Annotated in this window: 16 protein-coding genes; 2 read left to right on the forward strand and 14 right to left on the reverse strand. The window is 39.8% G+C overall.

All coding sequences use genetic code 11. The features are described 5' to 3' along the window. Positions 1-80: 80 nt before the first annotated feature. The 14 genes from radC to NFS43_RS03185 form a co-directional block, all read right to left on the reverse strand. Complete coding sequence (radC, locus tag NFS43_RS03120; RefSeq protein ID WP_251549378.1) at positions 81-770, reverse strand: RadC family protein; 690 nt, start codon at positions 768-770, stop codon at positions 81-83. 39 nt (positions 771-809) lie between these two features. Then, positions 810-1,382, reverse strand: coding sequence for a Maf family protein (locus tag NFS43_RS03125; protein WP_251549380.1), 573 nt, complete (start codon positions 1,380-1,382; stop codon positions 810-812). A 222-nt stretch (positions 1,383-1,604) separates the two neighbouring features. Beyond that, entirely contained in the window at positions 1,605-2,630 is a 1,026-nt protein-coding gene (locus tag NFS43_RS03130; protein WP_251549382.1) for an SPOR domain-containing protein, read from the reverse strand. A 126-nt stretch (positions 2,631-2,756) separates the two neighbouring features. After that, on the reverse strand, positions 2,757-3,527 hold the full coding sequence (locus NFS43_RS03135) for a hypothetical protein (protein ID WP_251549383.1): 771 nt from the start codon (positions 3,525-3,527) through the stop codon (positions 2,757-2,759). Continuing rightward, positions 3,524-4,150: a PilN domain-containing protein gene (locus tag NFS43_RS03140; protein ID WP_251549385.1), complete on the reverse strand. Its 627-nt coding sequence runs from the start codon at positions 4,148-4,150 to the stop codon at positions 3,524-3,526. The genes NFS43_RS03135 and NFS43_RS03140 overlap by 4 nt, the downstream gene beginning before the upstream one ends. Beyond that, the gene (gene pilM, locus NFS43_RS03145) at positions 4,150-5,145 is read right to left on the reverse strand and encodes a type IV pilus biogenesis protein PilM (protein ID WP_251549387.1); all 996 of its coding nucleotides are present in this window, start codon (positions 5,143-5,145) and stop codon (positions 4,150-4,152) included. The genes NFS43_RS03140 and pilM overlap by 1 nt, the downstream gene beginning before the upstream one ends. 19 nt (positions 5,146-5,164) lie before the next feature. Next, positions 5,165-5,914 carry a prepilin peptidase gene (locus NFS43_RS03150; protein WP_251549389.1) on the reverse strand — a complete coding sequence of 250 codons (750 nt, stop codon included), beginning with the start codon at positions 5,912-5,914 and terminating at the stop codon, positions 5,165-5,167. Between the two features lie 5 nt (positions 5,915-5,919). After that, positions 5,920-6,390: a type II secretion system protein gene (locus NFS43_RS24340; RefSeq protein ID WP_277613892.1), complete on the reverse strand. Its 471-nt coding sequence runs from the start codon at positions 6,388-6,390 to the stop codon at positions 5,920-5,922. A 138-nt stretch (positions 6,391-6,528) separates the two neighbouring features. Beyond that, positions 6,529-7,743 carry a type II secretion system F family protein gene (locus NFS43_RS03160; protein ID WP_251549391.1) on the reverse strand — a complete coding sequence of 405 codons (1,215 nt, stop codon included), beginning with the start codon at positions 7,741-7,743 and terminating at the stop codon, positions 6,529-6,531. Continuing rightward, positions 7,736-8,785: a type IV pilus twitching motility protein PilT gene (locus tag NFS43_RS03165; protein WP_251549393.1), complete on the reverse strand. Its 1,050-nt coding sequence runs from the start codon at positions 8,783-8,785 to the stop codon at positions 7,736-7,738. The genes NFS43_RS03160 and NFS43_RS03165 overlap by 8 nt, the downstream gene beginning before the upstream one ends. Before the next feature lie 11 nt (positions 8,786-8,796). Next, positions 8,797-10,458 (reverse strand): GspE/PulE family protein, encoded by a 1,662-nt coding sequence (locus tag NFS43_RS03170; protein ID WP_251549395.1) that lies wholly within the window; start codon positions 10,456-10,458, stop codon positions 8,797-8,799. Positions 10,459-10,482: 24 nt separating this feature from the next. Beyond that, on the reverse strand, positions 10,483-11,811 hold the full coding sequence (locus NFS43_RS03175; protein WP_251549397.1) for a VanW family protein: 1,329 nt from the start codon (positions 11,809-11,811) through the stop codon (positions 10,483-10,485). Between the two features lie 17 nt (positions 11,812-11,828). Continuing rightward, the gene (locus NFS43_RS03180) at positions 11,829-12,596 is read right to left on the reverse strand and encodes a PRC-barrel domain-containing protein (RefSeq protein ID WP_251549399.1); all 768 of its coding nucleotides are present in this window, start codon (positions 12,594-12,596) and stop codon (positions 11,829-11,831) included. A 73-nt stretch (positions 12,597-12,669) separates the two neighbouring features. Further along, on the reverse strand, positions 12,670-14,232 hold the full coding sequence (locus tag NFS43_RS03185) for a hypothetical protein (protein WP_251549401.1): 1,563 nt from the start codon (positions 14,230-14,232) through the stop codon (positions 12,670-12,672). Between the two features lie 356 nt (positions 14,233-14,588). Here NFS43_RS03185 and NFS43_RS03190 point away from each other — a divergent pair, with 356 nt between their 5' ends. Both NFS43_RS03190 and NFS43_RS03195 read left to right on the forward strand, forming a co-directional pair. Continuing rightward, entirely contained in the window at positions 14,589-15,032 is a 444-nt protein-coding gene (locus NFS43_RS03190; RefSeq protein ID WP_251549403.1) for a type IV pilus modification PilV family protein, read from the forward strand. Further along, positions 15,025-15,519: a PilW family protein gene (locus NFS43_RS03195; RefSeq protein ID WP_251549405.1), complete on the forward strand. Its 495-nt coding sequence runs from the start codon at positions 15,025-15,027 to the stop codon at positions 15,517-15,519. The genes NFS43_RS03190 and NFS43_RS03195 overlap by 8 nt, the downstream gene beginning before the upstream one ends.

Raw genomic sequence — 15,519 nt, forward strand, 5'->3', positions numbered from 1 at the left:
TTACTTTTATAGCTGTTTCGACAGCCTTCTTCAAAAATCATAACCAATATTATAACTCATCGTCCAGTAAAATCATAGTATTATAAATACCCTTTTTCCTTTAAACTAACAAACTTATTTTCACCGATGATAAGATGGTCCAATAAATCAATGCCAATAATCTTCCCGCATTCAGCCAGCCGCTTCGTCACTTCGATATCTTCACGGCTAGGTGCGGGATCACCGGATGGATGATTATGGACCGCGATAATGGAAGCGGCAGAGCGCTTTAACGCTTCCCGGTATACCTCCCTTGGATGTACAATCGAGGCATTAAGGCTCCCGATGAAAATCGTTTGTTTATGAATCACCTGATTCTTGGTGTTTAAATACAAACAGACAAAATGCTCTTGGGACAAAAAACGCATGTCATTCATGACATATTTCGCACCATCTTCTGGTGAGCGAATGACATAGCGATCATTATAGTTTAAATTGGCCATTCTGCGCCCAATTTCAACGGCAGCCAGAATTTGAATCGCCTTGGCGGAGCCAATCCCTTTTATTTCGGTTATTTCTTCTAATGTTGCTGTTTTTAACTGCCTTAATCCTTCAAAATGGGTCAACAGCCGGTTGGATAGCTGCAATACCGACTCATCTTTCGTACCCGTCCGAAGTAAAATGGCAATTAATTCATGATTCGATAAGCTTTGCGGGCCATGCTTGATAAATCTTTCTCTTGGCCGTTCGTCTTGAGGGAAATCACGGATCATTAACGTATTCGTGGACATTGTTTTCCTCCCTGTTTCTTGGGAGTCATGCCGAAAGGATTAATACGGCAGCTGAAAGCCCAAACGCTTTAATTCCCGGACCGTCCTGGCAACAGGCAGACCGACAACAGCAAAATAGTCGCCATGAATTTTTTTGACTAACATACCTCCCAGTCCCTGAATGCCATAAGCGCCCGCTTTATCAAACGGTTCGCCGCTTTTCACATACGACCGTATCTCATCGTCCGTTAACTCCCAAAACCATACTTCTGTTTTTTCAAAAAATCGAGCCGAACTTGCTGGCGATACAATGGAAACACCAGTGTACACATCATGCTGATTGCCTGATAAACGTTTCAGCATTTGAATCGCTTCTGCCTCATCAGCGGGCTTTCCTAAGATTTGATTTTCCGCCGCGACAATGGTGTCTGAACCAATTACAAATGCATCATGGTTTTCCTCAAAAACTGCCTGTGCTTTCCGATGGGCCAGCTCCATGACAACCTCATCTGGCGAGAGGTCCGGATTAAAGCTTTCATCCACATTACTGCTTGAAATTGCGAATGGTATTCGGAGAGTTTCTAGAAGTTCTTTTCGCCGTGGAGAAGAAGAGGCTAATATGAGGTTTTGCATTTCATCACCTTACCTTTGATTGCTCGCGTATTGGGAGATACATTTAAATGGTATCAGAAAATGGCCCAGCAAACAATTTTTATACCATTAAATTTTGAAGATATATGTCAAACTATGCATATTTATTTTTTGTAGAAACAAAAAATGCCTGCAGCGATCGGCCAGGCATTTTTGCAGAATAATTTCCCGGAAAATAGTCCGTAAGTCATGTCTAAGCTCGCCTTACATAGAATAATATAAGGACAAGAAGGTTAATAAGCTTTGCTGTGCTTCTGTAAGTGTCTTTTTATCTTTTGATTTTTGGTAGGACTGGATATTGTCATATGCGTTGGATAGCTCCACCTTGATTTTTTTCACATTCTCATTTTTTAAGCCATTGGTTTTTAGCGGCTGCCCGGCTCCTTCCAACGTTTTTGCTGATCCATCTGTCATCGCCTGCGCCAGTGATTGATAGATTACAGGTACCGATTCAAGAAAGGTTTTATCGCCGTCTGTGAGATCTGAAATTTTCTTTTCACCGACCACGATGGATTTGGCAAATGCATCATTCACTCCCGATTCCTTATACTGGCTGCTGAGTGTTTTGGCTGTTTCCAATGAATCGGCAGCTCCGAGAAAGATATAATGTTTTCCTTCCATTTCAATTATTTGCGCCGGGATACCCTTTGACTTTAACTGTGTTTCTGTTTCCTTGGCACCATCAGTGGAGGAAAAATATCCTCCCTGAACAAGATAGGTAGTAAATTCTTTGACGACGCCCGAAGCTTGTCCAGTTGTTTCGGCTGTCCCTGCATTAGTTTCTTCCTGTGCCACTGTATTGGTATCTGCCCCTGTTTTTTCATCTGATTCGACAATCACTAATTTCAGCATAAAAACACCAATTGTGGTGCCAATAAGAATGGCAAATATCCCCGCTGTCACAATCGAGCCGATTGGTCTCCTGGTTTTTTTAGGGGAAAACGGATGGGTGATTTTATGGCTGGTTTTCATTGGGATTTCTTCTATTTCTTGATCCGAGGATTCCGGGATAATCCAGTCGAAGCTTTCTTCAACGGATTCTTGTGCTGCCGCGGTCTCCAAAAAGACGTCTTCTTCCAGATCGGGCTCACTATGATTGGTTTTGATCACTTTTAATTGAGGTGGTTTTTGGGGTTCTGGCCCCTTTTTCTTCGGTTCTTCTTGGTACGGTGTTTGCTCTCCGTTTATTTTAACGGTTATGGTATGGTCTTTTTTTCTGGGCTTGTCCACGTTTTGAACTCCTTTCTGACTAGGCAGTAATTTGTTCCATCCTATCATAAAGGGCAAAAAAAATAACAAGACTTTTGTCGTCTTGTTATCGTAGAGTTTCGCCAAATTATTTATGAACCAAGCAGCTTAAGGTGTCGGAGTGTCAGCGAATTGACTTAATGGATTGTCCTTATTAGCTGGTTCGGGTGAATCCATTTTAGGAAGCTGGGCCTTGAGATCAGTCAATTCAGGCATATAATAAGCCGAAACTGTTATATCGTAGGTTAATGGCTGGCGGCCTTGATCCACACTAGTAATTTCCTGAACATCCGAATAATTTATTGATTCCACTACCACAATCCGTTTTAATGACTCCAAGGTATTGATAAATTTCTCAAAGTCCTCATACTTTGGCGATTCAACCTTAAGTTGGACAGTCAGTTTTTTCATCCCTTTTATGGCAGCGGAATTATTTTGAGCCGTTTGAGCTGCCTGAGTATCAGCTTGTGTCTGACTCTCTGTATTGGTTTGTCCTGTAGCTTGTTCCGCAGTTTGTCCATTAGATACAGAATCTGCATTAGCCGAACCATCTTTGGTGAAACCCATCGATTTAATTTCACTATTCGAGATCGTCTCCGCTTTTTGAAGGTCTACTATCAACTGCTCTTGCAGCGGCTTTACAGGAATCCTTTGCTGCAGCCCCCTTGTATCATCTATGAGCGCTGCCGTTTCGTTTCCCTTATTTTTATTCATCGTTGTCAATATTTTTTGTGCAGTGTCCAATTCCATTTGCTTGCCTGCCAAGTCAGTTTTTAGCGGACTTAAAAAGTTTAATTGAGCAAAAAGTATCATTAAAAGAAGTAACAGCACACAGATGGCAATGATTAAATTATTCCTATTCGAGAACAGGGCTCTCATGTTCCCGCCACCCCTTCCGATGCAGTCTGCTCATTTTTTATTTTTAGGATGATGTCCTTATTCAGATGAATTTCATATTGTCCTTGATAACGGGGCAAATATTCGGTATCTGTTTGATCAACCTGTTCACTGTTGTCTTCAACAGTATTTACTGTATTTAATGAAGCCAGTGTTGCATCTTCAATCCAATCGGAATTAAGCAAATGATTTAAGAAATAGGCTCCGTCTGTCGCTGTTTCAAATTGGACTGTCAGGGTAACCACTCCAGTTTCCGAATAATTAAACGATTGGATAAACCCCCGTTCCGGCAGCAGGGATGTCAAATGCTGCATTACCGGAATCGTTTGGAGCGGGTAGGTTTTTGCCCAATCAATAGCCGTTTTTAATTGTTCAACGGAATTGGAAGATTCATTGGCAGAAATCTTAGCCTGCTGCTGATCAATCCCTTGATTAACCGACGTGATTTCTTGATCCAAGTAGGCAATTTGGGACTTAATCGAATAAGATTGCCAAAAATAATAGCTGCCAACTGCTAGAAATGCGACAAGGAAACTTATGAGAACTAGATGAAAATTTCGTTTTACGGGTTCTTTTTTTGGAAGGAGGTTTATTTCTACTAACATTATGATTCTCCTTTCAAACCGAGACCTAGCGCAAGTAATAGGTGAACAGGAACAGCCCCGTTCATGCTTTGAATTTCATTATTGGCTGAAAATTGCTGAACTGGGTTTTCAAACCGCTCTTTCATCTCTTCTACTAATTGTTTGAGCATTGGATGGTCACCGCTTACCATGAACTTACTCACTTCTTGATGTGCATTGTTTAAAGAGTAACGGTAAAAATCCAATAACATATTAATTTCTTTGATAACCTCTTCCCTCTGAAGTGTCAGCTCCTCCTCATTCCCAATAAACTTGTACTCGACTTCCCCGCTTGTGGCCCGCTCAATTTCCCATTGCATAACATTAAACGGCAACGAAAAATACCGCATAACAAGCGGAATACTGCCGTCAAAAATGCATAAGTTAACACCGGTTAATTCCAGATGAAGGGTGAAGAGTATTTGATTTTTTTGGGATAAATTCAGATGATGGTAAAGACGGTAAAGGGCCAGTGGCGATATATCAGCAGCTATTGGCTTCAGTTTTATATTGCTAAGCAAATCGGCATACTGCTGGACTTCTGCTTCTGGTGCGGCAAACAATAGAATTTCTTGATTTTTGTCATTCTTTGTCAAGGGATAAAAATCAAATACCGGCTCTTCAAAGGGAAGATGAATCGTTGAGCCAAGTTCCACGTATAAATAGCCTTTTATTTCATCTTCTTGGATTTCAGCCGGAACTGAAACCTTCCTGATAATAACAAGAGGATCGGGTACAGTGAATCTAACGGGTTGTTTTTGTATCTTCCATTCCTCGATACATTCCTCCAAGATATTAGCTAAGGTCTCGAAATCAGTAATTTTCCCTTTACTAATAATACGCGGCGGCAGAAATCGCTCACTCCATTTATGAACAGTAATGGGATTAGTTTGTTTTAATTCGACAAATCGAATAGAGTGGTCATTTAATACCAAGTTAGCGATTCGTTTTTTTGGCGAGAATAGGGAAAATTCCATAAATACACCCCATTTGTGTTTAGCTATAATTAAGTAATTGTAAATAGACGCGGATGAGATCGTTGCCCCAATAATAGGCTGTCAATGTACCGGCTGCAATAAAGGGGCCAAACGGTATGGGCTGGCGCCTCTTTATAATTCTGAATAGGAGTGCTGATCCGCCGATAACTGCTCCAAAAAGGGTAGAAAGAAAGAACGACAAGAGGACGAGTTTAAGGCCAATAACAAACCCAAGCAGGGCATATAGCTTTACATCTCCGAATCCCATCCCGCCTTTGCTGACTACAGCAATTAATAAGAGAAGAAGGAAGCCGGCTGCTGCCCCTAGGAGGCCGTCCCACCATGGTGTTAACGGTATAAGGATCCGTTCCAATAAAAAAATCCCTGCAAACCAAATTAAAATTTTATCAGGGATGATCATATAGTGAATATCCGAAACAACAATGACCATGAACATGGATATTAATGTCAGGGCAATAACCAATTCTCCGGACCATCCGACTGCATATGGCGCTGTCATAAATAGAATTCCTGTCAGTAATTCGATGGCAGGATAGATAGGAGAAATCCGCGACTGACAGCCGCGGCATTTCCCCTTTTGAATCAAATATGATAGTACAGGTAGTAGTTCGTATGCTTTTAGTTGGTGCTTGCAAATCGGACAAGATGAACGTGGTGTAACAATTGATTGTTTTATAGGAACACGAAGACCAACTACGTTAAAAAAAGATCCCAATACTACTCCGTATAATATTAATAAGATAGCCATTATATTTATGGAAGAGTAACAACATCTCTTTCAATACTGTTTAACTCTACTTCATTAATATAGGTTTTTGCAGTTCCACCAGAAGGAGCGGTAGATTTAAGTGTTATAGTATAAATTACTGTACTATCACTTTCACTTGTTAATTTTACATTCACAACTGAAGTTTCTGGATCATATCCAATACCCGATGGATCTTTTACAGTATCTAAAACTCCTTCAGATGTCAATTGGGACATTTTGATATTTTCACCTGTTGTAGTTACTTGCTTATTTTTTTGTGCTATATATAACTTAGCAGAATTAGCCATTTGTTGAGCATTTGCGATATGAGCATCTTTTTTTGAATTGTTCATAATATTCATTACCGATGGTACTGCAATTGCAGCAATAATCCCCAAAATAACAATAACAGCTAATAACTCAATTAAAGTAAAACCCTTTTGTTCTTTCAATTTATTCTTTAACTTTTGAAACATGTTTCCACACTCCTTTATAGTTCTATTATCCTAGTATTTTTTTCTCACTTATTATACATCACCTGACAATTGGCTGGGAAGTGGATTATACTGGATTTTGTCATTTTTTATAAACTTTTTTGTTTTTTTGGAAATTTTTTAATTATTTTGCTGGAATTGATTAAACATATCAAACATAGGAACGATAATGGACGTTACAATCGTCCCGACAAGCGCGGCCAGAATAATGATCATGATTGGCTCAATCAACGACTTTAACCGATCTGTTACCGTATCGACTTCTTTTTCATAAAATTGGGCGATTTTGTCCAGCATGGAATCCAATGCTCCTGTTTCTTCCCCGATAATAATCATCTGGGTTACCAGGGGAGGAAACGCCCAATGATTTTTTAACGGCTCCGCCATGGAATGGCCTTTTTCCAGGGAATCGCGGGAATCACGAATCGCCTTGGCAATAACCTCATTTTCCACTACTTTTTCAACGATCGCCATTGCCTGCAAAATCGGGACCGAGCTGGCAAACAGCGAGCTTAACGTCCGCATCATCCTGGCAAGCTCTGCCTTCTGGAGCAGATTTCCAAAAAGCGGCATCCTCAGTAACGTATAATCGAGATAGAATTTAGTTTGTTTATTTTGTTTCAGATATAAAAATCCAACAACAAGTGCGGCCATAATCAGGGCAATCAGCCACCAATGCGACTGCATAAAACCACTCGCAGCCAGAACGAACTTCGTAATCGCCGGAAGTTCCCCTCCCATATCATCAAACATTTGGACGAAAGTCGGGACCACCGTAACAAGTAAGAAGATAACCACGGCAATCGCCACAATTGCGATTGTCATTGGATACGTAAGTGCCGAAATGATTTTTTGTTTCGTATCATGCTGCTTTTCAAAATAATCTGCCAAACGATCAAGCGAACTGTCCATATTACCGCTGACTTCCCCAGCTTTGATCATATTCACAAACATGGGCGAAAAGATCTTCTTATACTTGGTAATTGCTTCAGAAAAGGGGTTCCCCTGACGCAATTCCTGCTCAATATCCAAAAGCGCCCTCTTTAATCCCTTGCTCTCTGTCTGATAGGCAAGAATCGATGTTGCTTCGACTATAGTCACACCTGCCTTCAGCAGGGTGGCAAACTGCCTTAAATACATGACAAAATGCTCGAGTTTAACTGGATTTCCAATCGTAATATCTCTTGTTAAAAAGGTATCGGGAATATCCGTAATATCGATGACTCTAATCCCTTCTTCTCTTAGTCTTACGACCGCTTCCCGTTTCGATCCGGCTTGGATTGTCCCCTCGAGTTTTCCTTTTTTTCCGCGTGCCGTGTACTTAAATCTAGCCATTTAACATCGCCTTTTCCTGTAAATATTGGGCAGCTGATTCTTTGATAATGTGTCCCCGCTCAATTAATTCCCTTATATTCATTTCCAGCGTATGCATGCCTTGGACGCGGCTTGTTTGCATAACACTTTGGATTTGATGGATTTTTTCATTACGGATTAAGTTTGCGATGGCCGGGTTATTAACCAAAACCTCCGTGGCAGCTTTCCTGCCTCTTTTATCTGCGGTCGGGAACAGTCTTTGCGAGATAATACCCACTAACACCGATGCCAGCTGAATACGAATTTGCGGCTGCTGGGATGATGGAAATACATCGATAATCCGGTTTATTGTCGACGCTGCGCTGGAAGTATGAAGTGTACCCAGCACTAGATGTCCCGTTTCAGCAGCCGTAATGGCTGTTGATATCGTTTCAAGATCCCTCATCTCACCCACAAGGATGACATCCGGGTCCTGTCTGAGCGCTGCCCGCAATCCGCTGGCATAATTGTTCGTGTCAAAACCGATTTCCCGCTGGTCAATGATGGAATTGCCGTGACGGTGCAAATACTCAATCGGATCCTCAAGTGTGATGATGTGCCTTCGCATTGTTCGGTTCATATAGTCAATCATGGAGGCAAGTGTTGTCGATTTCCCGCTCCCGGTCGGTCCTGTGACAAGAATTAACCCATGGGGCTTTTCTACAAGCTTTGGAATAATCGGAGGTAAATCCAATTCTTCGATGGTTGGCGTTTTAGAAGCAACCACCCTTAAAGCCAAGGAAATACTTTTACGTTGATGGAATGCATTGACACGAAATCGGGACACACTGGGAAGACCATATGAGAAATCCAATTCTCCATTTTGAATAAAAACATCCCACATATTTTCCGGCACTACGATTTTGGCAATGGCTTCTGTATCAGCTGGAAGCAGTTTTTCTGTTCCAATTTTCCTCAAGTCCCCATTAATTCGCAAAATCGGCGGTGCCCCCACTGTTAAATGGATATCAGAAGCTTTATGTTCGATAGCAGTCCGTAATATCAATTCTAATTTCTCTTTCATGTCGTGATCTCCTACTCCAAAATTGCTACGCGCAGTACTTCTTCTGTTGTAGTTACGCCCTGTTTGACTTTAAGTAAACCATCATCAATTAAAAATACCGTTTTATTTTTGGCTGCCAGATTGCGCAGCTGCTGATGTGACTCGCCATTCATAATCACTTGGCGGATCTCGTCATTAATGACCAAGAGCTCATGCAAGGCCAGCCTGCCTTTGTACCCAGTCATATTGCAGGATGAACAGCCTTTTCCTCTAGTAACTTTTTCAATTTTCATTCCCCGTCTTGCAAATATTTCAATCTCGCGCTTTGACGGCTCATGGACCTCCTTGCAATCCCGGCAAACTTTTCGCACGAGCCGCTGCGCAACAATCCCGCTTAGCGAAGAAGCCAATAAAAACGGTTCAATTCCCATATCCATCAGCCTGGTGATTGTTCGAATCGAATCATTTGTGTGCAGGGTACTTAGCACTAAATGTCCGGTTAAAGATGCGCGGACAGCTGTTTCTGCCGTTTCTTTATCGCGAATTTCCCCTACCATGATAATGTTTGGATCCTGCCGGAGGATCGACCGGAGACCGGCCGCAAATGTCATCCCCACATTGGGATTAACCTGTATCTGATTGATTCCTTCCAGCTGGTACTCTACTGGGTCTTCGATGGTAATAATGTTCACTTCTTCTGTATTCAATTTGTTTAAGGCTGCATAGAGCGTCGATGACTTGCCTGAACCGGTTGGACCTGTAATTAAAACAATTCCTGTAGGTTTTTGGATTAACTCCTTAAACCGTTTTAAGTTAAGCGCGTTAAACCCCAATTTATCAATATCGTTTAAAGTTGCTCCCATATCGAGAAGCCGCATAACAATTTTTTCCCCGTATACCGTCGGCAACGTCGACACCCGCAAATCAATCGGATGAAATTCCAAGTTCATTTTAATCCGTCCATCCTGTGGCACCCGATGTTCGGTAATGTTCATATTAGCCAGAATTTTAATTCTGGCCGTCAATACACTATGCATCGTCCGGGGCAGGGTACGTTCAACCCGCAGTACTCCATCGATCCGATAGCGAATGACTATTTTGGTTTCATGAGGATCAATATGGATATCACTTGCCCGCTGCAGTATGGCATTGGATAAAACTTGGTTGACCAAACGAACAACAGGGGAATCCACATTTGCTTCGTCTTCTTCTGGAGTATTGCTGCCGATTGGGATTTCAGTAAAAAGGTCAGAAAAATCATCGTCTGTGTTGTAATATTTGGTAATTGTCTTTAATACATCGTCCCGGGTAGCAATCGCCGGTTCTATTTCAAAACCAGTTGAGAGCCGAAGGTCATCAATCACAAAGAAATCCATAGGATTGACCATAGCAACAAACAATTTGTTCCCCTCTTTTTTTAGCGGGACAATTAAATTCCTTCTTGCTGTTTCTTTAGGGATAAGGGAAAAAAGTCTCTTATCAAAAGGGTACTGGTACAAACTGATATGTGGGATACCCAGCTGGACTTCCAGCACTTCGATCAGCTGCAGCTCCGTGATATATCCACGTTCCAGCAATGCTTCCCCAATTTTCTGTTCAGGTTTTTTCTCTTTTAATGTGGATTGAAGCTGGTCTATTGTAATCAGACCAGCTTCAACTAGTAAATCTCCAAGGCGCTTTCGCAGTTGTCTCATTTTATTGTCACACCTTTAGCAAGCTTATTTGGAAACTTCATTTGGTTTGCCAAATAGATCACTTTCATTAGTGGCGGCTGAAGAACCATCCTGATCTGATGCTTCCGTACTGCCTGTATTGGCAGCATCACCTGTATTAGCTTGTTCCGCCTCCTGTTCAGCCGTTTGCTGCGAAGCAGCTGCATCTGTTGTTTGTCCATTTTCCGTCAACGACCGGACTTCAATCGTCGGAATGGGCGGATAAAAATCTTCTGATATCAGTTGTTTTTGCATGAGGTTCCCATTTCGATATTCCTCGCGGTAAACCTTAATTAATACACCTTTACTGCCGGACCGTTGTACCTTCATCTGGCCGGTTGATAGTACTGGACTATATTGAATAACCGTCTTCGGTGAAAAGTATTGTATATCGCTCGCATTAAATTTATACTGGCTGACAAACTTCTGCCCGATTAATTGAACGTGCAGCCCATCCGACTCCCAGCTCAATTTTAATGTATAAGAATTGAGATTGGGATTATCAAATACAAAGTCTAAATTCTTTTCAGCATCCACACGAGCCTCCATTCCTAATGGAACGTAATCAGGAGCTTCAGGGCTGGTGTTTTTTTCAATTATGGTAAAATTAGTTGTTAAAATAACTTGATAGATACCTGAGGCAATGATGCTAGCCGCTTCGGTTGGGATATCCTGCAACTTCATTGCAGTAAGCGTCTCAAGCAAGGAAAACTGAGACTGGGGCTTAACCGGGATCGTGCCCAGCTTTTCAATAGCCAATGTCAAATGGGCTGGAACATCTTTTGGATTTAACACAGCTTGTCCAAGAACTTCCTGATCAGCCGAGTTTTGCAAATAATCATTCAACTTTACAGTATGAATGCCGGTCTTTAGAGCTGCAGCGATCGATGTAAGCTGTTTCGCGAGTTTTTTAGTATCAAGATCATCAACACTAACAATAAATGAATCGATGGCAGCCAGCACCCCAGATAAATCGTCAGAACCAATTGTCACATTGAGAAGGTTTTGCTGTCCGCCTTTTATTTTCTTTAAGGACTCTTCCACATTAAATTGGAATAAATTTAAATCAAATGGTATTATTTGTTCACTTATCTGAAGATTAATCTCTGTGTCATGTTTCCACTTTGAAATTTTTTTCGTAATTAGCGCCATTGCCTCACTTTCAGTTTTCCCGCCTGCATCGGCAGCAGCAATCAAGGTACCTGAAGGATATGTGTTTTCTTTTATTTTTAGTAAATTAGTAGCCCGTACCCCTATATGCGAGAAGCCAAACACATATGCTGTACTTAAAATAAGGACGATAAATAACTTGATACCTTGACTGAATGGCTTCAACCCAATTCCTCCTTGCTTTAGACTTCAACATTCATGGAAAGTTCAACGATCGTACCTGGACCTTCTTCCTGAGCTTTTTCCACATTTTCCGGAGTAAGAACTGTTCCTGCACGAAACAGTAAGCTTCCGTCCTTACCGTAAATATCACTGATGAGTTTTTTTCCTTTAAGAAGCTCAATTTGTTTTAATTTAAGACTGAAAATACCCGAGTTTTCACCCTGTACTTCATCCAGTAAAGAAGAAACCTCATCTTTTTCAGAGGTAGATTGAGCTTCGTACTCGTTTCCATCAAGCTGGTCAATCGACTGAAGAAAATGAGAGGATGAATCCTCTTTGACAATAATAATATCTTTACCAAAAGTGACCACCTGTTCAGAAGCTATAGCCACTTGTTTATTGCCAACGGTTAATTCCATACCTAATATATCTCCCGTTTCCTGGTCGACATAGTACTCATTGACAACGCCAATAAGCTCCCCTTTTCTGGTCATGACTCTGGTATTTACAATTTTGATTTTTTTATTTACTAACTGATTCGCAATTGGAATTTCGTTTAAATCGATTACCGCATTTTCACTTTCAATGGTTACAGCAAATTCACCAATTCCCACCACTTTTTTATATGGAATGGCTTTAACGCTAACTTGCCAATCTTCATGCTCAATCGTTAAGAAATCAATGGAACCTTTGTCAGGGTTAATAACTAGAGATTTTACTTTGCCTAATTGATTTCCATCTGAAATATTAATAATTGGTAACCCGCCGATTTGTTTACTATTTTTCATTCTATTCACCAATCCTAATCTATTAGTAACGAACCTATTATAGCTGAAAACCTTTCAAACTGATTAAGGTAAATTATAGGGATTTTTCACAATAATGCTTGTACACATACTCCACTTCTTCTTCAATAATTGGATATCCATGTATTTTTCCCTTCATATCTTCCAGTAATTTTTCCAGTTTGTTTATGTTATCGGAACGGATGTAATGCTCCATTAATAAATTGGCAAAAGGAAAATAATCTTCCACTGAAAGCTCGAAACGCATAGCCTCTTTAATACGAAGTTCATATTCCAATGGACTTAAACGTTTCCTTTCGAGTTCCAGTTGCGAAACCATTGTTTGGAGCAGCGGTTTAGGAATCCTTCCTTTACCGGTGATACGTGAGTCACCTGATTCAATTTTATTAGTCTCACCGCTCGATAAATCCTCCAGCTGGCCGCTCTCGCTTTCATCCTCTGATTTGAACCGTTGGTCATTATCTATGGTAGTTAACTTATCGTCTATATCCGTAAGTCCCAGAGAATCGTCTTGGATGGCAGTTTGAGAAGGTTCCAAATCCGGCTCTTGGAAAAGCACTTCATACAATTCCTGTTCTTTATGCATCACAGCTGCATCATCATGCTCTATATGATCTTCAGATGAATCTCTTTGTGAGATCATTGTGTTTTCATCAATAATATCCAGTAATGGCTCTTCGATGGTTTCGGTCTCCAATAACTCTGATTTGGTTCTATCTGGCACTTCTTCGATATAGCTTGTTTGTTCAGAAATCTGTAAATCAACTGTTCGGATATCCACCAATTGGGGTTTTTCAGAATCATTATCCACCCCAGGATATTCTGTATGCTCCAATTTCACTTTCTCTTTAGATACGTTTAAGTATTCATTTTCCAATAATTCTGCATAAGCTTCATTTGAAGATTTCCCCACAACCATATCGATATCTTCTAATGGAGATTTTTTTTCCCATTCATTGGATGGTGCCGTATCACCAATTTCAGACAATTCCAGGGATTCGATAGAAGGATTAGACAAATATCCTTCATGGAGTTCAAAATCACTATGTTCAAGTGAGTCCATTCTATCTTCTGTATAATCTGACATTGATAATGCATTTTCATTATCAGGTGAAACCGGACTCCACTCTTCCAGCAACTCCTCAATCGATTCAGCCGACGGCTGATCTTCTGTGCTTATATCGCTATACAAAACTATTTCTGCGGAAGGTTCATGGTTCCTGTCTTCTAGCAGACTAGAAGGTTTAATTTCGTGTCCCTTTGTACCCAAATCTTCTGACTTTTCTTCTGTTAATCCTCCGTCCTTAGTATCAATACTTTGCGGGGGATTTATTTGAAAAGGCAAGATTTCTTCCTTTTCAACCTTATTTGCAGAAAGATATAGTGAATTGCTGAACCGTTTATTCATGAAGTATACGATGAGTCCTATGAGCAATAAAATGATGATGATTGTTTTCCACATTGGAAATACCGCATTGGCAAACAAGCCGATAACAGCTAATATAAATGAAATTCCAATAATCCCCCATTTTCCCCGTGCCGTAATACCTAGAGGTAAATAGTAAATAATTGGGACAAGTATCACGAGTGACACAGCGGCCCACAGTAAAGTCTGCATTCGTCCACCCCTAACATAGGTTCGTTTTACATATTTTTACAAAATACCAAATATTCTATATATATTTGCAGATTTTGTCGATAAAATTATTGTATAATAAACTTAGGTATTTTGAAAGATGACAATTGGATTATTGGAGGTTTTTCATTATTTTTTCAAATAGTGAACCTCGCAATACAAATATTGCCCATTCATCATCACTTTACTTTATTTATGAAAACAATTGGCAATTTTATTTTATTTAAATTATGAAAAACGGTTCTAATTTTAGGTTAAAATATACCTATTCATTCACTAGTTTCATAGAACTACAATTTAATCCGATGGTGATGAAAATGAGGACAAAATTAAAAAGCATGAACGAAAATGGACTGACATTAGTCGAGATTTTAGTATCCATTGTTATACTATCGATTATTCTCTTATCTTTTTCAAGCTTATTTATCTTTTCAAATAAGACAGCTGTATCAAATAATGAAAAGTTAGTTGCTGTTCACTTGGCAAAGGCCACTCTTGAAAGAATTAAAGTTGATCCATTTTCATATATCAACATTCCAGATGATAATCGTCCGTATGGGAAAATCACATTTAATAAAGATAACTGCCCAGAAAATAACAAAACCTGTCAATCCCTTTTCTTAATTCCAATCAATAATAGAACTTATAATATTTCTGTAGCAGCCACACAGACTGAAAGTGAAGAAAACTTAAAATTTGTTAATATAGTAGTTGAGGTGCAGTTAACTGATTCGAAACCAAACATTTCAAGTAAAGTTGAAGGATACGTTAATTATGAATAAAACATTACATCCATTAAATAGAGGTGTTACACTGGTCGAGTTGCTTGCTGTATTAGCAATTCTTTCTATTATTAGCCTAACAATTTATTCAGTACTATTTGGCGGTTTTAAAACCTATGACCGTGTTATTGCAGAAAATGAATTACGCGATGAAGCAGATTATATTTTGACATATCTAATCAATGACTTTTTCACATTAAAATCCAGCGAAATAGCAGAAAAGAAGCTTCCTGAAACTACCACAAAAAACTATTTTTTTGTTAAAACAGATGGGAAAAAGCTCGGAATTATTAACTCAGAAATTATTGTTAACAATAATCCGATTTCATTAACCAATGATAACGTAATCCTTTCAAACGAATCAAAAATTGAGGAAACATCACCGAATACATTTAAAATTACGCTTGTACTTAAACATAAAAAAATTAATAAGGAAGTTAAACTTTCTAGTACCCTAAGTATTGTAAACGATAGAAAGGAGGATTAG

The organism is Neobacillus muris, from assembly GCF_943193175.1.
In the GTDB taxonomy this organism is placed as follows: domain Bacteria; phylum Bacillota; class Bacilli; order Bacillales; family Cytobacillaceae; genus Neobacillus; species Neobacillus muris.